Source organism: Pseudomonas sp. RIT411, from assembly GCF_003057735.2.
Classification (GTDB): domain Bacteria; phylum Pseudomonadota; class Gammaproteobacteria; order Pseudomonadales; family Pseudomonadaceae; genus Chryseomonas; species Chryseomonas oryzihabitans.
Window position 1 is genome coordinate 48,573 of sequence record NZ_QBIZ02000003.1, and the last position, 22,785, is coordinate 71,357.

General features: G+C 66.4%; 20 protein-coding genes. 8 read left to right on the forward strand and 12 right to left on the reverse strand.

The annotated features are described in order from the left end of the window. Positions 1–15: 15 nt before the first annotated feature. The 7 genes from urtA to DBY63_RS05600 all read left to right on the forward strand — a co-directional run bounded on the left by urtA (position 16) and on the right by DBY63_RS05600 (position 7,448). Positions 16–1,290, forward strand: coding sequence for an urea ABC transporter substrate-binding protein (urtA, locus tag DBY63_RS05570; RefSeq protein WP_027598819.1), 1,275 nt, complete (start codon positions 16–18; stop codon positions 1,288–1,290). A 424-nt stretch (positions 1,291–1,714) separates the two neighbouring features. Continuing rightward, positions 1,715–3,283, forward strand: coding sequence for an urea ABC transporter permease subunit UrtB (urtB, locus tag DBY63_RS05575; RefSeq protein ID WP_108581460.1), 1,569 nt, complete (start codon positions 1,715–1,717; stop codon positions 3,281–3,283). Further along, positions 3,280–4,359 (forward strand): urea ABC transporter permease subunit UrtC, encoded by a 1,080-nt coding sequence (gene urtC / locus DBY63_RS05580; RefSeq protein ID WP_108581461.1) that lies wholly within the window; start codon positions 3,280–3,282, stop codon positions 4,357–4,359. Before urtB ends, urtC begins: the two co-directional genes overlap by 4 nt. Then, complete coding sequence (gene urtD / locus DBY63_RS05585; RefSeq protein WP_027598822.1) at positions 4,356–5,201, forward strand: urea ABC transporter ATP-binding protein UrtD; 846 nt, start codon at positions 4,356–4,358, stop codon at positions 5,199–5,201. Before urtC ends, urtD begins: the two co-directional genes overlap by 4 nt. A gap of 99 nt (positions 5,202–5,300) precedes the next feature. Next, positions 5,301–5,999 (forward strand): urea ABC transporter ATP-binding subunit UrtE, encoded by a 699-nt coding sequence (gene urtE / locus DBY63_RS05590; RefSeq protein WP_027598823.1) that lies wholly within the window; start codon positions 5,301–5,303, stop codon positions 5,997–5,999. Between the two features lie 146 nt (positions 6,000–6,145). Further along, positions 6,146–6,589, forward strand: coding sequence for a type II 3-dehydroquinate dehydratase (gene aroQ / locus DBY63_RS05595; RefSeq protein WP_042137376.1), 444 nt, complete (start codon positions 6,146–6,148; stop codon positions 6,587–6,589). 4 nt (positions 6,590–6,593) lie between these two features. After that, entirely contained in the window at positions 6,594–7,448 is an 855-nt protein-coding gene (locus DBY63_RS05600) for a shikimate dehydrogenase (RefSeq protein ID WP_108581462.1), read from the forward strand. Positions 7,449–7,541: 93 nt separating this feature from the next. Here the strand turns inward: DBY63_RS05600 and DBY63_RS05605 are convergent, their stop codons facing one another. Further along, positions 7,542–7,997, reverse strand: coding sequence for a transposase (locus DBY63_RS05605; RefSeq protein WP_074584930.1), 456 nt, complete (start codon positions 7,995–7,997; stop codon positions 7,542–7,544). Positions 7,998–8,120: 123 nt separating this feature from the next. Then, a complete protein-coding gene (locus tag DBY63_RS05610; protein ID WP_027598826.1) occupies positions 8,121–10,388 on the reverse strand; it encodes a YgiQ family radical SAM protein in 2,268 nt (755 codons plus the stop codon). A gap of 445 nt (positions 10,389–10,833) precedes the next feature. Between DBY63_RS05610 and DBY63_RS05615 the strand changes: the two genes are divergently transcribed. Further along, positions 10,834–12,210 (forward strand): amino acid permease, encoded by a 1,377-nt coding sequence (locus DBY63_RS05615; RefSeq protein ID WP_007161139.1) that lies wholly within the window; start codon positions 10,834–10,836, stop codon positions 12,208–12,210. A gap of 103 nt (positions 12,211–12,313) precedes the next feature. Here DBY63_RS05615 and DBY63_RS05620 read toward each other — a convergent pair whose 3' ends face one another. From DBY63_RS05620 to rnr, 10 genes are all read right to left on the reverse strand, one after another. Continuing rightward, positions 12,314–13,795: a glucosyltransferase domain-containing protein gene (locus DBY63_RS05620; RefSeq protein ID WP_108581463.1), complete on the reverse strand. Its 1,482-nt coding sequence runs from the start codon at positions 13,793–13,795 to the stop codon at positions 12,314–12,316. 73 nt (positions 13,796–13,868) lie between these two features. After that, positions 13,869–14,885, reverse strand: coding sequence for a D-alanine--D-alanine ligase (locus DBY63_RS05625; protein WP_027601073.1), 1,017 nt, complete (start codon positions 14,883–14,885; stop codon positions 13,869–13,871). Further along, positions 14,885–16,279 (reverse strand): replicative DNA helicase, encoded by a 1,395-nt coding sequence (gene dnaB / locus DBY63_RS05630; protein ID WP_007161142.1) that lies wholly within the window; start codon positions 16,277–16,279, stop codon positions 14,885–14,887. Before dnaB ends, DBY63_RS05625 begins: the two co-directional genes overlap by 1 nt. Before the next feature lie 150 nt (positions 16,280–16,429). Continuing rightward, the gene (rplI, locus tag DBY63_RS05635) at positions 16,430–16,876 is read right to left on the reverse strand and encodes a 50S ribosomal protein L9 (RefSeq protein WP_007161143.1); all 447 of its coding nucleotides are present in this window, start codon (positions 16,874–16,876) and stop codon (positions 16,430–16,432) included. A 20-nt stretch (positions 16,877–16,896) separates the two neighbouring features. Continuing rightward, positions 16,897–17,787, reverse strand: a complete 891-nt coding sequence (locus DBY63_RS05640) for a hypothetical protein (RefSeq protein ID WP_027598829.1) — start codon at positions 17,785–17,787, stop codon at positions 16,897–16,899. A gap of 35 nt (positions 17,788–17,822) precedes the next feature. After that, positions 17,823–18,053: a 30S ribosomal protein S18 gene (rpsR, locus tag DBY63_RS05645; protein WP_007161145.1), complete on the reverse strand. Its 231-nt coding sequence runs from the start codon at positions 18,051–18,053 to the stop codon at positions 17,823–17,825. Positions 18,054–18,079: 26 nt separating this feature from the next. Then, complete coding sequence (gene rpsF / locus DBY63_RS05650; RefSeq protein ID WP_058791034.1) at positions 18,080–18,490, reverse strand: 30S ribosomal protein S6; 411 nt, start codon at positions 18,488–18,490, stop codon at positions 18,080–18,082. Positions 18,491–18,672: 182 nt separating this feature from the next. Next, the gene (locus DBY63_RS05655; protein WP_007161147.1) at positions 18,673–19,047 is read right to left on the reverse strand and encodes a response regulator; all 375 of its coding nucleotides are present in this window, start codon (positions 19,045–19,047) and stop codon (positions 18,673–18,675) included. A 129-nt stretch (positions 19,048–19,176) separates the two neighbouring features. Continuing rightward, positions 19,177–19,929: a 23S rRNA (guanosine(2251)-2'-O)-methyltransferase RlmB gene (gene rlmB, locus DBY63_RS05660; RefSeq protein WP_108581464.1), complete on the reverse strand. Its 753-nt coding sequence runs from the start codon at positions 19,927–19,929 to the stop codon at positions 19,177–19,179. Continuing rightward, on the reverse strand, positions 19,926–22,730 hold the full coding sequence (rnr, locus tag DBY63_RS05665) for a ribonuclease R (RefSeq protein ID WP_108581465.1): 2,805 nt from the start codon (positions 22,728–22,730) through the stop codon (positions 19,926–19,928). The genes rlmB and rnr overlap by 4 nt, the downstream gene beginning before the upstream one ends. Positions 22,731–22,785: the final 55 nt, after the last annotated feature.

A 22,785-nucleotide genomic window follows, 5' to 3' on the forward strand; every position in this document is an offset into this window, starting at 1 on the left:
TCAGGAGCCTTTCGCATGAAGCGCCGCCCTCTACTGAAGACCACCCTTGCCGCCTCCGCCCTGCTCATGAGCGGCCTGTTTCCCTGGAGTGCCGCCCACGCCGCGGACACCATCAAGGTCGGTATCCTGCATTCGCTGTCCGGCACCATGGCCATCTCCGAGACCTCGCTCAAGGACATGGCGCTGATGACCATCGACGAGATCAACGCCAAGGGCGGGGTACTGGGCAAGAAGCTGGAACCCGTGGTAGTGGATCCGGCCTCCAACTGGCCGCTGTTCGCCGAGAAGGCGCGCCAGCTGGTGACCCAGGACAAGGTCGCGGTCACCTTCGGCTGCTGGACCTCGGTCTCGCGCAAATCGGTCCTGCCGGTCTATGAAGAACTCAACGGCCTGCTGTTCTACCCGGTGCAGTACGAAGGCGAAGAGATGTCGCCCAACGTCTTCTACACCGGCGCGGCGCCGAACCAGCAGGCCATCCCGGCAGTGGAATACCTGATGAGCGAAGAAGGCGGCGGCGCCAAGCGCTTCTTCCTGCTGGGCACCGACTACGTCTATCCGCGCACCACCAACAAGATTCTGCGCTCCTTCCTGCACAGCAAGGGCGTGCAGGACAAGGACATCGAAGAGGTCTACACCCCCTTCGGCCACAGCGATTACCAGACCATCGTCGCCAACATCAAAAAATTCTCCGCCGGCGGCAAGACCGCGGTGGTCTCCACCATCAACGGCGACTCCAACGTGCCCTTCTACAAAGAACTGGGCAACCAGGGCCTGAAGGCCACCGACGTGCCGGTGGTGGCCTTCTCGGTGGGCGAGGAAGAACTGCGCGGCATCGACACCAAGCCGCTGGTGGGCCAGCTGGCCGCCTGGAACTACTTCGAGTCGCTGGATAACCCGGTGAACAAGAAGTTCGTCGAGGCCTGGAAGGCCTACGCCAAGGCCAAGAACCTGCCCAACTACCAGACCGCCGTGACCAACGACCCCATGGAAGCCACCTACATCGGCATCCACATGTGGGCCCAGGCGGTGGAAAAGGCCGGCAGCACCGACGTCGACAAGGTGCGCAAGGCCATGGCCGGCCAGACCTTCGCCGCGCCGGACGGCTACACCGTGAAGATGGACGAGAAGAACCATCACCTGCACAAGCCGGTGATGATCGGCGAGGTCCAGGACGACGGTCAGTTCAACGTCGTCTGGCAGACCGAGGGCCCGGTCCGCGCCCAGCCCTGGAGCCCCTACATCCCCGGCAACGACAAGAAATCCGACGAACCGGTGAAGAGCGGCCAGTAACGGCCCGCCTTCACTCCCGGCCCCTCACTCCGAGGGAAGGGAAGCGAAGCCTGAAAGGTGGCACCTCGCTCTTGCCCCCTCTCCCCCCCGGGAGAGGGTTGGGGTGAGGGCAACAGGCGCACCGAAGCCAACAGTTCTTCCCCTCTCTTTGGCAGAGGGCCGGGGTAAAGGCAAAAGGCGCTCCAAGGCCAACAGCTCTTCCCCCGCTCTTCTAGGGAGAGGGCCAAGGCGCTTCCCGCCAGAACCGGAAGCGCCCGCAACAGCAACGCTCCGCTCCGCCCCCTCTCACCCTGGGAGAGGGCCGGGGTGAGGGCCCGCCTGCGCCCCCGGCCAGACCGCCGGACGCCGGCACCAGAAACGAGGCCACGCCCGCCCTCTCCCGGAGACGCCGTGCAGGAGCCTTTACCCACCCACGAGGCCGAGTATGTCCCTACGCCTTTTTCTGCTGCCCCTGCTGTTGCTGCTCATGGGCACCGCCCAGGCCGGCCCCGCCGCCGACCTGGCCGCCGCCAGCGCCAACGACCAGGCCAAACTCCTCCAGGACTGGGCCGCCGCGCCCGATCCCGCCCAGCTCCCGGTGCTCCAGGCACTGCAGGACGGCCGCTTCTATGTCGATGAAGACAAGCGGCCCTTCTACAAGACCGGCGACAGCTACAGCGCCGCCGAAGGCGACGCCGCCCCTCCCACCGGCACACCCAAGCCGGTACGCCTGAACAACCGCCTGCGCATCCTCATCGGCGCTGCCCAGGCCAGCGGCGGGCTGCTGTCGCCCGATGCCAGCGTGCGCCTGGCCGCCGCCCAGGCCCTGCGCCAGGAGGCCAAGCCCGAGCAGCGTGCCTTCCTGGAAAAGCGCCTGCAGAGCGAAGCCGACAAGGACGTCAAAGGCGCCCTTACCGCCGCCCTGGCCAATCTGCAGCTGACCGATCCCGATCCCGCCGTGCGCCTGGCCGCGGTGCGGCTGCTCGGCGAATCCGGCGAGCCCCAGGCCAAGACCCGCCTGCAGGCCCTGCTCGATCCGGCCGTGGAAGCCAACGAAGACGTCCGCAAGGCCGCTGCCACCGGCCTTGCCCAGGTGGACCGCAAGCTGCTGCTGGGCGACCTGCTCGGCCAGGCCTTCACCGGGTTGTCGCTCGGCTCCATCCTGCTGCTAGCCGCTCTGGGTCTGGCCATCACCTATGGCCTGCTCGGCGTCATCAACATGGCCCACGGCGAGATGCTGATGCTCGGCGCCTATAGCACCTATGTGGTGCAGCTGACCCTGCAACGCCTAGCGCCCGAATGGCTGGCCTGGTACCCGCTGCTGGCGCTGCCGGTGGCCTTCGCCGTCACCGCCGCCATCGGCATGGCGCTGGAGCGCACCGTAATCCGCCACCTCTATGGCCGCCCGCTGGAAACCCTGCTGGCCACCTGGGGCATCAGCCTGATGCTGATCCAGGCGGTGCGGGTGCTGTTCGGCGCCCAGAACGTCGAGGTGGCCAACCCGGCCTGGCTGTCCGGCGGCATCCAGGTGCTGCCCAACCTGCTCCTGCCGTGGAACCGGGTGATCATCCTCGGCTTCGTGGTCTTCGTGCTGATCCTCACCTGGACCCTGCTGAACAAGACCCGCCTGGGCCTCAACGTGCGCGCCGTGACCCAGAATCGCAACATGGCCGCCTGCTGCGGCGTACCGACGGGTCGCATCGACATGCTCGCCTTCGGCCTCGGTTCCGGCATCGCCGGCCTCGGCGGCGTGGCCCTGTCGCAGATCGGCAACGTCGGTCCGGACCTTGGCCAGAGCTACATCATCGACTCCTTCCTGGTGGTGGTGCTCGGCGGCGTCGGCCAACTGGCCGGCAGCGTGCTGGCGGCCTTCGGCCTGGGCATCGTCAACAAGATCCTCGAACCCCAGATCGGCGCCGTGCTGGGCAAAATCCTCATCCTCGGCCTGATCATCCTGTTCATCCAGAAGCGGCCCCAGGGCCTGTTCGCCCTCAAGGGGAGGGTCATCGATTGAACCAGCCACTCGCGCTTACCGCTGTGCAGAAGGCCGGCCCGCGCCTGAGCCTGGCCGTGCTCGGCCTGGCCCTCGCCGTGCTGATCGCCCTGCCGCTCTTGTCCCTGCTGCCGGCCGACAACCCCTTCCAGGTCTCGGCCTACACCCTCACTCTGGTGGGCAAGATCCTCTGCTACGCCATCGTCGCCCTGGCGCTGGACCTGGTCTGGGGGTACGCCGGGATGCTCTCCCTCGGCCACGGGCTGTTCTTTGCCCTGGGCGGCTACGCCATGGGCATGTACCTGATGCGCCAGGCCGCCGGTGACGGTCTGCCGCCGTTCATGAGCTTTCTCTCCTGGACCCACTATCCCTGGTTCTGGGCCGGCACCGACCACTTCCTCTGGGCGCTGTGCCTGGCGGTGCTGGCCCCCGGTCTGCTGGCCCTGGCGTTTGGCTTCTTCGCCTTCCGTTCGAAGATCAAGGGCGTCTACTTCTCGATCATGACCCAGGCGCTGACCTTTGCCGGCATGCTGCTGTTCTTTCGCAACGAGACCGGCTTCGGCGGCAACAACGGCTTCACCGGCTTCACCACCCTGCTGGGCTTTCCGGTCGCCGCCCAGGGCACCCGGGCGGTGCTCTTCCTGCTCACCGTGGCCCTGCTGGTGGCCAGCCTCTGGCTGGGCTGGCGCCTGGCGCAGAGCAAGTTCGGCCGCATCCTCACGGCGATCCGTGACGCCGAGAATCGAGTGACCTTCTGCGGCTACGATCCGCGCGGCTTCAAGCTGTTCGTCTGGGTACTGTCGGCGGTGCTCTGCGGCCTGGCCGGGGCGCTCTACGTACCCCAGGTGGGCATCATCAACCCCAGCGAGATGGCCCCCACCAACTCTATCGAAGCGGCCATCTGGGTCGCCCTCGGCGGACGCGGCAGCCTGATCGGCCCGGTGCTCGGCGCCGGCATCGTCAACGGCGCGAAAAGCTGGTTCACCGTGGCCTTCCCCGAATACTGGCTGTTCTTTCTCGGCGCCCTGTTCATCGTCGTCACCCTCTATCTGCCGCGTGGCGTGATCGGCCTCATCAAGAAGGAGCGCGACGCATGAAAGCCGCCCCCGTACCTCCCACCGCCGCGGAAGTGCTCGATGCCGGCATCGGCGCCGAAGCCAGCGGTCTCGGCCATCGCGCCGGCACGGGCCTGGATACCCGCCACGGCACCATCCTCAGCCTGGAAGGCATCGAGGTCAGCTTCGATGGCTTCAAGGCCCTGCGCGACCTCAACCTCTACATCGGCGTCGGCGAATTGCGCTGCATCATCGGCCCCAACGGCGCCGGCAAGACCACCATGATGGACGTCATCACCGGCAAGACCCGCCCCGACCGCGGCAGCGCCTGGTTCGGCGAGACACTGGACCTGACCCGCCTGCAACCGGTGGAAATCGCCCAGGCCGGCATCGGTCGCAAGTTCCAGAAGCCCACGGTGTTCGAGGCCCTGACGGTCTGGGAAAACCTCGAGCTGGCGCAACGGACCGACAAGTCGGTCTGGGCCAGCCTGCGCGCGCGCCTCTCCGGCGAACAGCGCGACCGCCTGGAAGAGGTGCTCACCACCATTCGCCTGCAGGAATCGCGCGGCCGTACCGCTGGCCTGCTCTCCCACGGTCAGAAGCAATTCCTCGAGATCGGCATGCTGCTGGTGCAGGAGCCGCAACTACTGCTGCTCGACGAACCCGTGGCCGGCATGACCGATGCCGAGACCGAATTCACCGCCGAGTTGTTCAAGTCGCTGGTGCCCAGGCACTCGCTGATGGTGGTGGAGCACGATATGGGCTTCGTCGGCAGCATCGCCGACCACGTCACCGTGCTGCACCAGGGCCACGTCCTCGCCGAAGGCTCGCTGGACCAGGTCCAGGCCAACGACCAGGTGATCGAGGTGTATCTGGGGCGCTAGCGCCCCTGACTTGAGAATGCGCATCGCGGCCATGGCCACGAGCGGCACCCTATCCGTAGGAGCGGCCCATGGCCGCGATAGAACCTTCCCGAGGCCCCCATGCTCCAGGTCAACGAACTCCATCAGTACTACGGCGGCAGCCACATCCTGCGTGGCCTGTCCTTCGACGCCCCCATCGGCGAGGTCACCAGCCTGCTCGGCCGCAACGGCGTCGGCAAGACCACCCTGCTGCGCTGCCTCATGGGCCTGATCCCGGCCAAGCGCGGCAGCGTCACCTGGGAAGGCCAGGACATCACCAGTCGCAAGCCGCACCAGCGGGTGCAAGCCGGCATTGCCTACGTGCCCCAGGGCCGCGAGATCTTTCCGCGCCTCACCGTCGAGGAAAATCTGCTCATGGGCCTGTCGCGCTTTCCCGCCCGGGAGGCCCGCGAGGTGCCCGAGTCCATCTATGAGCTCTTCCCCGTGCTGCGGCAGATGCGCCAGCGCCGCGGCGGCGACCTCTCCGGCGGCCAGCAGCAGCAACTGGCCATCGGCCGCGCCCTGGCCAGCCGCCCGCGACTGCTAATCCTCGACGAACCCACCGAAGGCATCCAGCCCTCGGTGATCAAGGAGATCGGCACCGTCATCGCCCACCTGGCCAAGCGCGGCGACATGGCCATCCTGCTGGTGGAGCAGTTCTACGACTTCGCCAGCGAGCTGGCCGACGGCTATCTGGTGATGTCCCGTGGCGAGATCGTCCAGCGCGGTCGCGGCGCCGACATGGAGGCCGAAGGGGTACGGGGACTGGTGGCGATCTGAGCCATCAAGGTCGATAATCGAACGCTTCCGCGGCCTGCCCGGCCGCCCGCCAGTTCGCCTCGATTGACGAAATTAACCGACTGGTACATTTTCTCTCCAGCGCCGGGCAGTGCTTGCCTGGCAAGACCCCAAGAGAGAAGGCTGTCATGTCCTCCCGTCGCATCCTGGTCCTCAACGGACCCAACCTCAACCTGCTCGGCACCCGCGAACCCGCCACCTATGGCCACGAGACCCTGGCCGACGTCGCCCGGCTGTGTGCCGAGACCGCCGCCGCCGAGGGGTACGAGGTGGATTTCCGCCAGACCAACCACGAAGGCGAATTGCTCGACTGGATCCACGCGGCCCGTGGCGCCTATGCCGGGGTGGTGATCAATCCCGCCGCCTGGACCCACACCTCGGTGGCCCTGCGCGACGCCCTGGTGGCCAGCGAGTTGCCGGTCTACGAGGTGCACCTGTCCAACGTGCATCGCCGCGAAGCCTTCCGTCACCATTCCTATGTCTCGGGCATCGCCGTCGGCGTCATCTGCGGCCTCGGCAGCCAGGGGTATCGCGCCGCCATCAGCGCCCTCATCGCCCACCAGGGAAACTAACGCCATGACCGCACCCAAATCCGTTCTCGCCGGCCTCATCGGCGCCGGCATCCAGGCTTCGCTGACGCCCGCCATGCACGAACGCGAAGGCGACGCCCAGGGCCTCAGATACCTCTACCGCCTGATCGACCTGGACGTGCTCGGCCTCTCCGCCGACGCCCTGCCCGAGCTGCTGCAGGCCGCCCAGCGCACCGGCTTCACCGGTCTCAACATCACCTTTCCCTGCAAGCAGGCGATCATCCCGCTGCTCGACGACCTCTCCCCCGAGGCGCGCGGCATCGGCGCGGTGAACACCGTGGTGCTGGCCGACGGCCGCACCGTGGGCCACAACACCGACTGCCTGGGCTTCGCCGAAGGCTTTCGCCGCGGCCTGCCGGACGTGGCCAAGCGGCTGGTAGTGCAGTTGGGCGCTGGCGGCGCCGGCAGCGCCGTGGCCCACGCCCTGCTCGCCGAGGGGGTGGACCAGCTGTTCATCTTCGACGTCGAGGCCGAGCGCGCCCAGGCGCTGGTGGACAACCTGACCCGCCACTTCGGCCCCGGGCGCGCCGCGGTCGGCACCGACCGGGCCGCCGCGGTAGCTGCCGCCGATGGCCTGGTCAACACCTCGCCGGTGGGCATGGCCAAGCTGCCCGGCATGCCTCTGCCGGCCGAGTTGCTGCACCCCGGCCTATGGGTCGCCGAGATCATCTATTTCCCGCTAGAAACCGAACTGCTGCGCCAGGCCCGCGCCCTCGGCTGCCGCACCCTGGACGGCGGCACCATGGCCGTCTTCCAGGCGGTCAAGGCCTTCGAACTCTTCAGCGGCCGCACCGCCAACGCCGACCGCATGCAGGCTCACTTCGCCGAATTGCGCGGCTGATAGCGCGTTTGATCGCGGCCATGGGCCGCTCCTACAGGCTCCGATATGCCCCGTAGGAGCGGCCCATGGCCGCGATAATTTCCGCGCAACCATCTACAGCCACACCGCATCCCAAAACGAATAATCACCCGCCCGCTTCACCAGCCCCGCCCTTAGCGGATTGGCGACGATGTACCGGGCCACCGCCTGCACATCCTCTTCGGCTCGTAGCGCATGGTCATGATAGGCCGGCGCCCACACAGCCCCTTTGGTATTGCGGATCGCATTGACCCGACGCGCGCTTGCCGACTTCAGGCGCAGGACCAACTCTTCCAGGCTGAAACACTCACCCAGCGAAACCAGCCAGTGAACGTGATCCGGCATCAACACCCAGGCAAGCAGCCTGGCGTCATCGAGCAAACGAGGGTCGTTGAAGGCACGAGCCGCCGTGCACGCCAAATGGAAATCGGCGAACAGTGCCTGACGTTCCACGGTCGTGGTGGTAAGGAGATACAGCTGGCCAGGCAGAGAAACCCGGCCCCTGCGTAGCGCCGCATGACGTGATGACATCGCTCGTCCTTGAGTGATGAAGACAATTCAAGATCTTAATCGCGGCCATGGCGGTCCGCCGATGCGGCCGCTCCTACAAAAGCATCGCTCTCTGTAGGAGCGGCCCATGGCCGCGATAGAACCCTACCGCGGCATGTTCGGCTGGCGCCGCGACTTCTTGCGCGGACCGCCCTTGGCGTAGCCGGCGGCCTGGCCTTCCTGGCCCTTGTCCCAGGCCTTGCTGCCGTCGCTGGCGCGGGGCGGCAGGCCGTTGTGCTGGGTCAGGATGCGCCCAGCGCCGGTGCCGGCCTTCTTGCTGCCCACCGGGGTGGAATTCTTGCGTCGCGCGCTCTGGTAACCGGTGTCGCCCACCGGCTGGGTGGCCGGGATCAGCTGGTGCTTGCCCGGCCCGATCAGGTCGGCGCGGCCCATCTCCTTGAGCGCCTCGCGCAGCATCGGCCAGCCCTTGGGATCGTGATAGCGCAGGAAGGCCTTGTGCAGGCGGCGCTGCTGGTCGCTCTTGACGATGGTCACGCCATCGCTCTTGTAGGTGACCTTGCGCAGCGGATTCTTGCCCGAGTGGTACATGGCCGTGGCGGTGGCCATCGGCGAGGGATAGAAGGCCTGCACCTGGTCCGCACGGAAGCCGTTGCGCTTGAGCCAGAGGGCGAGGTTCATCATGTCCTCGTCCGTGGTGCCCGGGTGCGCGGCGATGAAGTACGGGATCAGGTACTGCTCCTTGCCCGCCTCCTTGGTGTACTTCTCGAACATCTGCTTGAAGCGGTCATAGCTGCCGATGCCGGGCTTCATCATCTTGTCCAGCGGACCGCGCTCGGTGTGCTCGGGCGCGATCTTCAGGTAGCCGCCGACATGGTGGGTGACCAGTTCCTTGACGTACTCGGGCGATTCCACGGCCAGGTCGTATCTCAGCCCCGAGGCGATCAGGATCTTCTTCACCCCCGGCAGCGCCCGCGCCTTGCGGTAGAGCTCGATCAAGGACGAGTGATCGGTGTTGAGGTTCTCGCAGATGCCGGGGAACACGCACGACGGCTTGCGGCAGTGGCGCTCGATCTCCGGATCCTTGCAGGCGATGCGGTACATGTTGGCGGTCGGCCCGCCGAGGTCCGAGACCACGCCGGTGAAGCCCGGTACCTTGTCGCGCATCTCCTCGATCTCGCGGATGATCGAGTCGTGGGAGCGATTCTGGATGATCCGGCCTTCGTGCTCGGTGATGGAGCAGAAGGTGCAGCCACCAAAGCAGCCACGCATGATGTTCACCGAGAAACGGATCATCTCGTAGGCCGGGATCTTTTCCTTGCCATAGGCCGGGTGCGGCACGCGCGCATAGGGCATGCCGAACACGTAGTCCATTTCCTCGGTGGTCATGGGGATGGGCGGCGGCGTGAACCAGACGTCCACGTCGCCATGCCGCTGCACCAGCGCCCGGGCGTTGCCCGGGTTGGTCTCCAGGTGCAGCACCCGGTTGGCGTGGGCATAGAGCACCGGGTCGTTGCGGACCTTCTCGAAGGACGGCAGGCGGATCACCGTCTTGTCGCGGGTCATGCGCGGGCTTTCCAGCAACTGCACCACCTTGGCTTCGTTGGGATCCTCAACCTCACCCTTGGCTTGCTCGATGGCGCAGGCCTCGGTGTCCTGGGTGTTCACATAGGGATTGATGATCTTGTCGACGCGACCGGGACGGTCGATGCGGGTCGAGTCGACCTCGAACCAGCCCTCGGGCGTATCGCGACGGATGAAGGCGGTGCCGCGCACATCGGTGATGGACTCGACGCGCTCGCCACGCGACAGGCGCTGGGCGATCTCCACCACCGCCCGCTCGGCGTTGCCATAGAGCAGGATGTCGGCGGTGGCGTCCATCAGGATCGAGCGGCGGACCTTGTCCTGCCAGTAGTCGTAGTGGGCGATCCGGCGCAGCGAGGCCTCGATGCCGCCGAGCACGATCGGCACGTGGCTGTAGGCCTCCTTGCAGCGCTGGCTGTAGACCAGGCTGGCGCGATCCGGTCGCTTGCCGGCGACGTTGCCCGGGGTATAGGCATCGTCGGACCGGACCTTCTTGTCCGCGGTGTAGCGGTTGATCATGGAGTCCATGTTACCCGCGGCCACCCCGAAGAACAGATTCGGCTCGCCGAGCTTCATGAAGTCGTCCTTCGACTGCCAGTCCGGCTGGGCGATGATGCCCACGCGGAAGCCCTGGGCCTCCAGCAGCCGGCCGATGATGGCCATGCCAAAGGACGGATGATCGACGTAGGCGTCCCCGGTGACGATGATGATGTCGCAGCTGTCCCAGCCGAGTTGCTCCATCTCCGCCCGACTCATGGGCAGGAAGGGTGCAGGACCAAAGCACTCGGCCCAGTATTTCGGATAGTCGAACAGCGGCGTGGCGGCTTGCATGGCAGCTTCCGGGAAAGGGGGTTTTCAGGAGGGCGCGAAGAATAGCACAAAAAATGACCAGTTCAGCCCCCGGACATCGATTGCCTTTGGCTATCGACGGTGGCTCTGGACCCGCCCTCACCCCAACCCTCTCCCCGGGGGAGAGGGGGCAAAAGCACACCGCGCAGCTATTCGTCCCCCTCTCCCTTGGGGAGAGGGTCGGGGCTAGGGAAGCCCATCGGCAATGCCCTTCAGCCGTAGGGTGGATAACGGCGCAGCCTTGTCCACGCGTAGCTGCCCCCTTCTCCCCAGAGAGGACCGAGGAAAGATACCCAACGGCAGCATGCTCTTCCCCCTCGCCCTCCGGGAGAGGGACGGAGTGAGGGAAAGTCCACTCAGCGGCCCAACTCGACAGGAGTGCTACCATAGCCGCCCGCTCCCCTTCACCACCGAGACGCCCCCGTCCATGTCACAGCCCCAACCCGCCGCCGGCCAGTTGCAGCGCGGCCTGAAGAATCGTCATATCCAGCTGATCGCCCTCGGCGGAGCCATCGGCACCGGTCTGTTCCTCGGCTCGGCCGGGGTGCTGAAATCCGCCGGTCCGGCGATGATCCTCGGCTACGCCATCGCCGGCTTCATCGCCTTCCTGATCATGCGCCAGCTCGGCGAGATGATCGTCGAGGAACCCGTCGCCGGCTCCTTCAGCCACTTCGCCAGCCGCTACTGGGGGCGCTTCCCGGGCTTTCTCTCCGGCTGGAACTACTGGGTGCTCTATGTGCTGGTGGGCATGTCGGAACTCACCGCGGTGGGCAAGTACGTGCAGTACTGGTGGCCCGAGGTGCCGACCTGGGCCAGCGCCCTGGTGTTCTTCGTGCTGGTCAACGCCATCAACCTGTTCAACGTGAAGGCCTTCGGCGAGACCGAGTTCTGGTTCGCGCTGATCAAGGTGGTGGCCATCCTCGGCATGATGGCCTTCGGGCTCTGGCTGCTGGTCAGTGGCAGCGGCGGTCCCGAGGCCTCGGTGAGCAATCTCTGGAGTCATGGCGGCTTCCTGCCCAACGGCTGGAGCGGTCTGTTCGCCGTGCTGGCGATCATCATGTTCTCCTTTGGCGGCCTGGAACTGGTGGGCATCACCGCCGCCGAAGCCGACCAGCCGCGCAGCGTGATCCCCAAGGCCATCAACCAGGTGGTCTGGCGCATCCTGATCTTCTATGTCGGCGCCCTGACCATCCTCTTGTCGCTGCATCCCTGGGACGAACTGGTGCGCAGCATCGGCGCCGGCGGTGACGACTACGCCGGCAGTCCCTTCGTGCAGACCTTCGCCCTGCTCGGCAGCGACACCGCCGCCCACCTGCTCAACTTCGTGGTGCTGACCGCGGCGCTGTCGGTCTACAACAGCGGCGTCTACTGCACCAGCCGCATGCTCTACGGCCTGGCCGAACAGGGCGATGCCCCGCGCGCCCTGCTGCGCACCAATCGCCGTGGCGTGCCGCTGCTGGGCATCGCGGTGTCCTCGGCGGTGACCCTGCTCTGCGTGGTGGTCAACTACCTGCTGCCGCAGAATGCCCTGGAGCTGCTGATGTCGCTGGTGGTGGCCTCGCTGGTGATCGCCTGGGCACTGATCAGCCTGACCCACCTGAAATTCCGCGCCGCCCAGCGCCAGGCCGGGCGCACCTCGCACTTCCCGGCCTTCTGGTCGCCCTTCGCCAACTGGCTGTGCCTGGCCTTCGTCGGCATGATCCTGGTGCTGATGCTGCGCATCCCCGGCATCGCCGTCTCGGTCTATGCCATCCCGGTCTGGCTGGCCTTCCTGTTCCTCTGCTACCGGCTGCGCCGCGGCTGATCGCTACGGGTAGTTGGGCTGAGCGCAAGCGAAGCCCAACACCTGGGGTAGGCACCGCTCGTTGGGCTTCGACGATGGAGCCGTCTCAGCCCAACCTACCTCCCTACTCGAACGGCACCCAGGGCCTTTGCGGCTTCATGATGATGCAGCCGTCCTCGCCCACCGCCCAGATGTCGTAGAAGCGATTGTCCACCAGTCGCGTGGCGGCACCGGGCACGGCCACCCGCTGGGTGCAGCTGTCGCTGTCGGCATCGTCGATCACCCCCAGATCCAGCAGGCGTTCGGCGATCATGAAGTTGCCCGGCGACAGGCCGAGGATGAAGGGCAGCACCGGCACCTGCTCGAAGGTCTTCTGTGCCAGCGGCAGCCAGGCCACTTCCAGCGGCCCCCCGGTCCAGAGCAGGCGCTTGAGCGACCGTAGCTCCGGAAGGCTGCTGAGGTCATGGTGCAGTTCCTGGACGAAACCGCGCTCGAAGATCTTTTGCGCCGAGAGCACCTGGCCATAGGCATAGGCCAGCGACAGCATCCACAGCACCGGCAGCACCAGCAGCCAGGTCAGCCGTGGCTGGAGACGTTCCAGCAGGTCGTGGGCCAGCAGCAGGGCCAGGGTCAGGATGACCGCCAGGCCCATCAGGGTGCGCGCCTCGAGGATGAAATCGCTGAACAGCAGGGTGATGCCGGCCACGCAGGCGGCCAGCACCGGCAGCGTCGCGCCGTACAGCAGCAGGGGCAGCAGCGCCCGGCGGCCATAGGCGCGGGCATAGGTCAGGCCGCCCAGGCCATAGCCGATCGCCGCCAGCCCACCAAACAGCCACCACAGCCAGAGATTGCCGGGGGTGACCAGCAGGCCGACGCTCTGCAGCACCTCGCCCAGCCGATGCCAGAGCTCGGGCAGCACCTGGCCACCCACACCGGCGTGTCGCGTGGTCGCCATCAGCTGATAGGCGGTGAGGAAGTAGAGGGCGCAACCCAGCAGCAACTGCAGGCCCTGGCGCAGCACCAGCCGCAGGGCCTGCGCCGGGGCCTCGCGGCGTTGCACGGCGCGGATGAACTCCAGGCAGCAGAGGCCGACGAAGACATTGAGGGCCACCTGGTAGAAAGCGACGGCCGCCGCCAGCAGCGCCGCCGGCACCAGCAGCGCCAGCACGGTGTGACGACTGCGAAAGATCGCCGCATAGATCACCGCCACCAGACTCAGGGCCATGGTCGGGCCATCGTACTGGTAGGTCAGGTTGCCCAGCCAGAACGGCGAGAACCACAGCGGCAGCAGGGCCAGGCACTGGGTCGGTCGCGGCGCGCCGAAGCAGTGGCGGGCCAGATCGGTCAGGGCCCAGGTCGCGGCGGCGCAGGCGATCAGCAGCGGCAGGGGAAAGAGGTTGAGGGTACTGCCGCTGAAGGTCAGCAGCCGATAGAAGACCTCGGTGAGCACCCGCCCCTGCTGGCGCCACTCCGGGCCGTTCTCCAGCTGGATGCGCCAGTTGTCATCGACATAGGGAAAGTCGACCAGGATGAAGGGCAGGACGAACAGCAGCAGTGCGGAAAGGAACAGCGCCCGGGTCTGCACCGGGGTGAGCGTCTGGGGCATGGCGGCGGATCCGGCTTCGACGGGAGACGCAGCCGCCACCACCCGAAGCGATAGCGGCGCCGGCTGCGTGGGGTCAGTCCTGCAGGGCCAGCTGGCAGATGCGCTCGCAGAGTTCGTCGAAGTCGATGCCCATGGCCGCGGCCGATTGCGGCAGCAGACTGGTGGCGGTCATGCCCGGCAGCGTGTTGACCTCCAGACACCAGAGCCGTCCCTCGGCGTCCAGGCGGAAGTCGGCGCGACTGTAGCCGTCGAGCTTGAGCGCCCGATGCGCGGCCAGGGCCAGCCGGCGCGCTTCCTCGGCGATCTCCGCGGAGACCTCGGCCGGAAAGACTTCCACAGCGCCCTTGGGCTGGTATTTGCTGGTGTAGTCGAACACGCCACTCTGGCCGAGGACGATCTCGCCCACCGCCAGTGGCTGGTCGCCCAGTACGCCCACGGTCAGCTCGCGCCCGGCGACGAAGCGCTCGATCATCACCTCGCGGTCATAGCGCAGCGCCAGCTCGATGGCCGGTTGCAGGTCCTCGGCGCGGCTGACCTTGCTCAGGCCCACGGTGGAACCCTGCTGGCTGGGTTTGACGATCACCGGAAAGCCCAGGGTGTCGGCCACGGTCGCGGCATCCACCGGCGCCATCAGCCAGTCGGCGGTGGGTACGCCAGCGGCCCGGAACAGCCGCTTGCTGAGGTCCTTGTCCATGGCCACGGCGCTGCCCACCCGGCCGCTGCCGGTGTAGCGCAACTCGGCCAGGTCGAGCAGGGTCTGCAGGGTGCCGTTCTCGCCGGTCCCGCCGTGCAGGGCGAGGAACAGCAGATCCTGGTCGCCCAGCTGGGCACGGCTGAGCACCGCGCCGGCATCCTGGCCGCGCATCCGCACCAGGGCGGTCCGCTCCGGCGGTTCGAGGCCGACGCGGGCTTCCAGCAGGGCGCGCTCGGCGTCTTCATCGAGCAGCCCCAGGGCGGTATCCACGGTCACCACCTGATGCCCACGCCGGCGCAGCGCCGCCACCACCTGGGCACCGCTGGCGATGGACACGTCGCGTTCTTCGCTGGTGCCGCCGAGCAGGACCGCGATCTTCAGCTTGTCCTTGACCATCATTCGTCCTCGAAAACGTAGCTGCCGGGCGCGAGATTCTCGAACCGGGTGTATTTGCCGATGAAGGCCAGCCGCGTGGTACCGATCGGACCGTTACGCTGCTTGCCGATGATGATTTCCGCCACGCCCTTGTACTCGGTCTCCGGGTGGTACACCTCGTCCCGGTAGACGAACATGATGACGTCGGCGTCCTGCTCGATGGCGCCCGATTCGCGCAGGTCGGAGTTCACCGGGCGCTTGTTCGGCCGCTGTTCCAGCGAGCGGTTGAGCTGGGAGAGCGCCACCACCGGGCAGTTGAATTCCTTGGCCAGGCCCTTGAGCGAGCGCGAGATCTCGGAAATCTCGTTGGTCCGGTTCTCGCCGCTGCTGCCACCGATCTGCATCAGCTGCAGGTAGTCCACCATGATCAGCGCCAGGTCGCCGTGCTCGCGCACCAGGCGCCGGGTGCGGGCGCGCATTTCCGAGGGACTGATGCCGGCGGTATCGTCGATGAACAGCTTGCGGTCGTTGAGCAGGTTGACCGCCGAGGTCAGTCGCGGCCAGTCGTCATCGTCCAGCTTGCCGGAACGCACCTTGGTCTGATCGATGCGGCCGAGGGACGAGAGCATCCGCAGCACGATGGAGTCGGCGGGCATCTCCAGGGAGAACACCAGGACCGCCTTGTCGGTGCGCAGCACCGCGTTCTCCACCAGATTCATGGCGAAGGTGGTCTTGCCCATGGAGGGACGGCCGGCGACGATGATCAGGTCGGCCGGCTGCAGGCCGCTGGTCTTCTCGTCCAGGTCGGCGAAGCCGGTGGACACCCCGGTGATGGCATCGCTGGAGTTGAACAGGGTATCGATGCGGTCGATGGCTTTGGTCAGGATGTCGTTGACCCCGACCGGCCCGCCGGACTTCGGCCGCGCCTCGGCGATCTCGAAGATCTTGCGCTCGGCTTCGTCGAGCAACTCGTTGGCCCCGCGCCCTTCCGGGTTGTAGGCGCTGTCGGCGATGTCGGCGCTGATGCCGATCAACTGGCGCAGGGTGGCCCGCTCGCGGACGATCTGCGCATAGGCCTTGATGTTGGCCACCGAGGGGGTGTTCTTGGCCAGCTCGGCCAGATAGGCCAGGCCGCCCACCTGGGGCAGCTGACCTTCGTTGTCCAGCTGTTCGGACAGGGTCACCACGTCGAACGGCTGGTTGCGCTCGGCCAGACGGGCCACGGCGCGAAAGATGAGTCTGTGGTCGTGGCGATAGAAGTCGCCATCGGACACCTGATCGAGCACGCGCTCCCAGGCGTTGTTGTCCAGCATCAGACCACCCAGCACGGCCTGTTCGGCCTCGATGGAATGCGGCGGGACCTTGAGGGCAGCGGTCTGCAGATCGTACTGCTCGGGCAGGGAAATCTCGTTCATGCGCAGGTCTTGGGCCCCCATTGCGGGCGGCGAAATGATTTTCGATAGGGCAGAAAAGACAAAGGGCACGTCACTGCCTTGGCAATGACGTGCCCGATTGTCGACAGACCGGCGCCGGGGCGCAAGTCCGCCAGTCAGGCGACGGCGCGCTTATTCAGCGACGACGACGACCTTGACGGTGGCTTCGACGTCGGTGTGCAGGTGCACTTCGACATCGTATTCGCCAACGCTGCGCAGGGCGCCGTTGGGCAGGCGAACTTCGCTCTTGTCCAGCTCAACGCCGGCGGCGCTGACGGCTTCGGCGATGTCGCGGGTGCCGATGGAACCGAACAGCTTGCCTTCGTCGCCGGAGTTGGCGGCGATGGTAACGGTCAGGTCGGCCAGCTTGGCGGCACGGGCATCAGCCTCGGCCTTCTTCTCGGCAGCCTGCTTCTCGAGCTCGGCGCGACGAGCTTCGAAAGCCTCGACGTTGGCAGCGGTGGCTGCGGTGGCCTTGCCCTGCGGCAGCAGGAAGTTACGGGCGTAACCGCCCTTGACGTTCACTTTGTCGCCCAGGTTGCCCAGGTTGGCGATCTTTTCCAGCAGGATGACATCCATTGAGTCTTTCCTCTTAACTTTTAACCTTCACCGTCCGCGGGCCCCTGCGGCTCTTGCGCGGACCGCCCACGGAAATCGAACACGCTATCGATCACAGCCAGAATCACCAACAACGGATAGATCAGCTGCCCGAACAGCAACAGCGTCACGTACAGCCCTACCAGCCAGAATCCTGCCAGGCGCTTGGCCGCCACCAGCCCGTGCAGCAGGGCGATGCCGGCAAAGGCCAGCGGCACGCTGCACAGCGGGGTCAGCAGGCCAAGCCCGCTGCCCAGGTTCGGCGCCAGCACCAGCAGGGCCAGGAGGCCGAGCGCGATGGCCGGACGCAGACGCAGGGCGCGAAATTCGCGACCGAACCCCTGGGGGTTGTACAGCGCCGCCTGCCAGTAGCGCCCGAGCATCAGGCACAGCAGGCAGGTGATCTGGAAGAACGCCGCCATCAGACCGGTCAGCACGGGCAGCAGCAACTGCTGCAACTGCGCCTGCTTTTCCGGCGGCAACTGCGCCGCGCTCGGGCCCAACACCTGGGGCAGCAGCCGACGGATTTCCTCCGCCAGTTGCGCGATGCCCTCGGCATAGACCTGGCCCAGCACCAGGGCGAAGACCAGCCCCAGGGGGACACTGGCCAACAGCACCCGGGTCCAGGACAGACTCTGGCGCAAGATGGCCGCCAGCAGCGTCGAACCCAGCAACACCAGCACGATGCTGGCATCACCCAGATACAGCCAGAACAGCGCTGGCAACAGGGCCCAGACCAGCACCCCGGCCGCCGCGGCAGGTCCCCGGCGCAACAGCACCAGGCTGCCACCGGCAGCGGTCATCCAGTACAGCAGCGGCACGACTGCACCCAGCACCACCACGAGGGTGGCTTGAGTACGGCCGCGCATGATGAACTCAGCCAGAGGCCGCATGCCGTGTTTATCCGTTATTCGTGATCAGGCGTCGATCAACGACCGTGGCTGTCGGTGTAGGGCAGCAGGGCCAGGTAACGGGCACGCTTGATGGCGGTACCCAGCTGACGCTGGTACTTGGCCTTGGTGCCAGTGATACGGCTCGGGACGATCTTGCCGGTTTCGGAGACGTAGGCCTTCAGGGTGTTGAGATCCTTGTAGTCGATCTCTTTCACGCCTTCGGCGGTGAAACGGCAGAACTTACGACGACGGAAGAAACGTGCCATGACAATGATTCCTCGCTAGATCCAGATTACTCGGCGCTGTCGGCGTCGTCGGAGTTGCCTTCGGCGGACTCGGACTCGGCAGGACGCTCGCGACGCTCGCGACGCTCGTTGCGGTTTTCTTCGGCCTTGAGCATCTCGGATTGACCGGTGACGGCCTCGTCACGGCGCAGGATCATGTTGCGGATCACGGCGTCGTTGTAGCGGAAGTTGTCTTCCAGCTCGGCCAGGGCCTTGGCGCTGCACTCGATATTCATGAGCACATAGTGAGCCTTGTGAACGTTGTCGATGGCGTAAGCCAGCTGACGACGGCCCCAGTCTTCCAGGCGATGGACTTTGCCACCGTCTTCTTCGATAGCCTTGGTGTAGCGCTCGACCATGCCGCCCACCTGTTCGCTCTGGTCCGGATGAACCAGGAACACGACTTCGTAATGACGCATTTAATGCTCCTTACGGGTTGCAGCCTGCCGCGGAAACGCGGTCAGACAAGGAGTGAATAGTTCGGATGACTTGCCCTGCGGAATGCGGACGCACTCCGGGCAAGGGGCAACATTCTAGAGAAGGGCGCCGGGGGGCGCAACCGCAGGCATGACCGACGCGACCGCCGGGCAGCCCCAGGCACTCAGCGTTGCACGTCGGCCAGGGCCTGGCGGATCTTGTTCAGGTCATAGGGCTTGATCAGCACCCCGACCCGCGCCTCCATCCCCGGCTCGCGCTCGAAGGCATAACCCGAGGCGACCACGATGCGCAGCGTCGGATCCATCGCCAGGGCGCGGCGGGTCAACTCGATGCCGGACATGCCGCCCAGCCCGATATCGGTGAACAGCACATCGTGTTCGCGTTGCGGCAGCAACTCGAGGGCGGCCTCCGCCGAGGCGACGGCCGTAACCTGATGGTCCAGCTCCTCGATGACTTCGGTGGTCAGCATGCGCAGCGTGGCATCGTCTTCGACGAGCAGCACTCGCAAGCCTACCGGCTCCTGGATCTCCTGACTCACGCGGGCGTCCTCTTGTTGACAGGCCTCGCCCCGGCATTCCCGGAGCGAGGCCGATATTCTGCGCACTGCAGCGCGATTCGTATAGTGCGATACGCGCTGCGTCGGTACCCAGACGTTTCTTAGCGCGGGTTAGCTGGGCGCAGAGGCGCGTCTTTGACGCACGGCCTCGAACAGGCAGACCCCGGTCGCCACCGAAACGTTGAGACTGCTGACACTGCCGGCCATGGGCAGCCGGGCCAGATGATCACAATGCTCACGGGTCAGTCGGCGCATGCCCTTGCCCTCGGCCCCCATGACCACCACGGTCGGCCCACTCATGTCGACGTCATAGATCTCCTGGGTCGCCTCACCGGCAGTCCCGACGATCCACAGGCCACGCTTCTGCAGCTTTTCCAGGGTCCGCGCCAGGTTGGTGACGGCCACCAGCGGCAGCACCTCGGCGGCCCCACAGGCGACCTTGCGCACCACGGCGGTCAGGGTGGCCGACTTGTCCTTGGGCACGATCACCGCCAGGGCTCCGGCGGCATCGGCGCTGCGCAGGCAGGCGCCGAGGTTGTGCGGATCGGTCACACCATCAAGCACCAGCAGCAGTGGCGGGCCCTCGGCCCGATCGAGCAACTCCTCGAGCATGGCCTCGCCCCAGACCTGGCTGGGGCTGACCTGGGCCACCACGCCCTGATGCACGCCCTCGGCCAGTTCGTCGAGCAGCGCCCGCGGCTTGGTTTCCACCGCCAGGCGCTGACCGGCGGCCAGCTCCAGCAGGGCCTCGACCCGCGGCTCACGCCGCCCTTCGGCGATCCAGAGCTGCTTCACCCGCCGCGGATGGAAGCGCATCAGCGCTTCCACGGCGTGGATACCGTAGACGGTTTCCAGCTGGCTCATGCGTCATCCTTGGGGCGCGCCTGGCCCTTGCGATGCGGCTTCTTGGCCTTGGCCTTGGTCCTGCTCTTGGCCGCGGCCTGGGCCTGGCCTTCGACCTTGGGCTTGGCAGCCGACTTCTTCTTGGCGGCAGCGGCCTTGGACTTCTTGACCTTGGCCTCCACCGCGGCGGCGCCCTCGGCGGCCGTGCCCTGCGCCGGGCGCTTCGCCGGAGCGGTACGCGCCTTGGCCGTGGCACTGGCCTTGCCCTTGGCAGTCTTGCCCTGAGCCGTGGCCTGGCCCTGGGCGCCGGCCTTGTCCTGACCGCCGGACTTGCCCTTGGCCTTGGGCTTGCCGCCCTCGACCTTGGCTTCCGCCAGCAGCGCCTGCTTCACCGCACGACTGCGCTTGACGTCGGTATTGCCCAGCAACTTGTCGGCCTGCTCCAGCAATTCCGGCGACACCGAGGTAGCCGGGGCTTCCGGCGTCGGGGCGACGGCCTGGTCTTCCACTGCCGGCGCCTCGCGGCGACGACCGCGACCGTCACGCTTGCGGCGCGGCTCGCGCTCTTCACGGACCCGCGGCGCGCCGGCCGAGGCCGGCAGCACGAAGTCGATCTTGCGCTCGTCCAGGTCGACCCGGGCCACCACCACCTCGATGGGATCGCCCAGGCGATAGCTGCGCCCACTGCGCTCGCCGGAGAGGCGATGATGGACGCTGTCGAAATGGTAGTAGTCGTCCGGCAGCGCGGTGACGTGCACCAGGCCCTCGACAAAGACCTCGGACAGTTCGACGAACAGGCCGAAACCGGTCACCGCGGTAATGACGCCGGCATAGGTCTCGCCGACGCGATCCTTCATGAACTCGCACTTGAGCCAGTTGGACACGTCACGCGTGGCTTCGTCGGCACGGCGCTCGGTCATGGAGCACTGCTCACCGAGCTGATCCAGGCGCAACTCGTCGTAGGGATAGATGCGCGCCTTGGCCATGCTCGTCGCGCCTGCGCGCTTGACGTGCTTGGTCTCCAGCTTGGAGCGGATGACGCTGCGGATCGCCCGGTGCACTAGCAGATCCGGATAACGCCGGATCGGCGAGGTGAAATGGGTGTAGGCCTCGTAGTTGAGACCGAAGTGACCGTTGTTGTCCGGGCTGTAGACCGCCTGACTCAGGGATCTGAGCATCACCGTCTGGATCAGCCGGAAATCCGGCCGCTCACGGATCTGCTGCAGCAGCGCCTGGTAGTCCGACGGCACCGGATTGGCCTTGCCCTTGGTCAGCGACAGACCCATCTCACCGAGGAACTGGCGCAGATTGGTCTGCTTTTCCAGGGGCGGCGCCTCGTGCACCCGATAGAGGGCCGGCACCTTGTGCTTTTCGAGGAACTTGGCGGTGGCCACGTTGGCGCACAGCATGCACTCCTCGATCAGCTTGTGGGCATCGTTGCGCTGGGTCGGACGGATCTCCGAGATCTTGCGGTCGGCGCCAAAGACGATGCGCGTTTCCTGGGTCTCGAAATCGATGGCACCGCGCACATGACGAGCGGCCAGCAGCACCTTGTACAGGCTGTAGAGCTGCTCCAGGTGCGGCACCACGTCGCCGAGCTGCTTGCGCAACTGCTTGCCTTCGGCCGACTTGGGCTGTTCAAGCACCGCCGAGACCTTGTTGTAGGTCAGACGGGCATGGGAGTGGATGACCGCTTCGTAGAACTGGTAGCCGGTCATGCGCCCGGAAGCGGCGATGGTCATCTCGCAGACCATGGCCAGGCGATCCACCTGGGGATTGAGCGAACAGAGGCCGTTGGACAGCGCCTCCGGCAGCATTGGAATCACCCGCTCGGGAAAATACACCGAGTTGCCGCGCTTTTCCGCCTCGGCATCCAGCGCCGAGCCGACCTTGACGTAGTGGGAGACGTCGGCGATGGCCACGTACAGCCGCCAGCCGCCGGACTTCTTGGCCTCGGCATAGACGGCATCGTCGAAGTCGCGAGCATCTTCGCCATCGATGGTCACGAAGGGCAGCTGGCGCAGATCGATGCGCTTCTGCTTGTCCTTCTCCTCCACCTCGGGCTTGAGCTTGGCAGCCTCCTTCTCGACGGCCTTGGGCCATTCGTTGGGGATGTCGTAGCTGCGCAGGGCGACCTCGATCTCCATGCCCGGTGCCATGTAGTCGCCCAGGATCTCGACCACTTCGCCCTGGGCCTGGCGGAAGGTGGTGGGCCACTCGTCGATGCGCACCTGCACGAACTGGCCGTGAGCGGCGCCGCCGTGCTTGCCCTCGGGCACCAGCACCTGCTGACCGATCTTGGGATTGTCCGGCACCACGTAGGCCAGGCCGCTCTCCTGGAAGAAGCGCCCGACCAGCGACTCGTGCGCCCGGGTGACCACCTCGACCAGGCCGCCTTCGCGACGACCGCGCCGATCATGGCCGGCGACCCGCGCCAGGGCGATGTCGCCATCGAACACCAGGCGCATCTGCGCCGGGCTGAGGAAGAGGTCGTCGCTGCCGTCGTCGGGGATCAGGAAGCCGAAGCCATCGCGATGGCCGGCGATGCGGCCACGCACCAGGTCCAGCTTGTCGATGGGCGCATAGGCACCGCGGCGGGTGTAGATCACCTGACCGTCGCGCTCCATGGCGCGCATGCGGCGCCGCAAGGCTTCGAGCTGGTCTTCGGTGACGAGACCGAATTCTTCGGCGAGCTGTGGCCGTGTGGCCGGGGCGCCGCGATCGGCGAGATGAGCCAGAATGAGTTCGCGACTCGGAATGGGGTTATCGTACTTTTCCGCTTCCCGGGCGGCCTCGGGATCGAGGGATTGCCAATCGGCCATCAGTCTGGGGTTACCTTCTGTGTCTTGGTTCGGTAGGAACTGCCATGGCGCCTAT

Excerpts from the sequence above, each read along its gene's own strand:
- urtA (WP_027598819.1), top strand. The coding sequence starts at position 16 with ATGAAGCGCCGCCCTCTACTGAAGACCACCCTTGCCGCCTCCGCCCTG.
- urtB (WP_108581460.1), top strand. The coding sequence starts at position 1,715 with ATGTCCCTACGCCTTTTTCTGCTGCCCCTGCTGTTGCTGCTCATGGGC.
- urtD (WP_027598822.1), top strand. The coding sequence starts at position 4,356 with ATGAAAGCCGCCCCCGTACCTCCCACCGCCGCGGAAGTGCTCGATGCC.
- urtE (WP_027598823.1), top strand. The coding sequence starts at position 5,301 with ATGCTCCAGGTCAACGAACTCCATCAGTACTACGGCGGCAGCCACATC.
- aroQ (WP_042137376.1), top strand. The coding sequence starts at position 6,146 with ATGTCCTCCCGTCGCATCCTGGTCCTCAACGGACCCAACCTCAACCTG.
- DBY63_RS05600 (WP_108581462.1), top strand. The coding sequence starts at position 6,594 with ATGACCGCACCCAAATCCGTTCTCGCCGGCCTCATCGGCGCCGGCATC.
- DBY63_RS05605 (WP_074584930.1), bottom strand. The coding sequence starts at position 7,997 with ATGTCATCACGTCATGCGGCGCTACGCAGGGGCCGGGTTTCTCTGCCT.
- DBY63_RS05610 (WP_027598826.1), bottom strand. The coding sequence starts at position 10,388 with ATGCAAGCCGCCACGCCGCTGTTCGACTATCCGAAATACTGGGCCGAG.
- DBY63_RS05615 (WP_007161139.1), top strand. The coding sequence starts at position 10,834 with ATGTCACAGCCCCAACCCGCCGCCGGCCAGTTGCAGCGCGGCCTGAAG.
- DBY63_RS05620 (WP_108581463.1), bottom strand. The coding sequence starts at position 13,795 with ATGCCCCAGACGCTCACCCCGGTGCAGACCCGGGCGCTGTTCCTTTCC.
- DBY63_RS05625 (WP_027601073.1), bottom strand. The coding sequence starts at position 14,885 with ATGGTCAAGGACAAGCTGAAGATCGCGGTCCTGCTCGGCGGCACCAGC.
- dnaB (WP_007161142.1), bottom strand. The coding sequence starts at position 16,279 with ATGAACGAGATTTCCCTGCCCGAGCAGTACGATCTGCAGACCGCTGCC.
- rplI (WP_007161143.1), bottom strand. The coding sequence starts at position 16,876 with ATGGATGTCATCCTGCTGGAAAAGATCGCCAACCTGGGCAACCTGGGC.
- DBY63_RS05640 (WP_027598829.1), bottom strand. The coding sequence starts at position 17,787 with ATGCGGCCTCTGGCTGAGTTCATCATGCGCGGCCGTACTCAAGCCACC.
- rpsR (WP_007161145.1), bottom strand. The coding sequence starts at position 18,053 with ATGGCACGTTTCTTCCGTCGTCGTAAGTTCTGCCGTTTCACCGCCGAA.
- rpsF (WP_058791034.1), bottom strand. The coding sequence starts at position 18,490 with ATGCGTCATTACGAAGTCGTGTTCCTGGTTCATCCGGACCAGAGCGAA.
- rlmB (WP_108581464.1), bottom strand. The coding sequence starts at position 19,929 with ATGAGCCAGCTGGAAACCGTCTACGGTATCCACGCCGTGGAAGCGCTG.
- rnr (WP_108581465.1), bottom strand. The coding sequence starts at position 22,730 with ATGGCCGATTGGCAATCCCTCGATCCCGAGGCCGCCCGGGAAGCGGAA.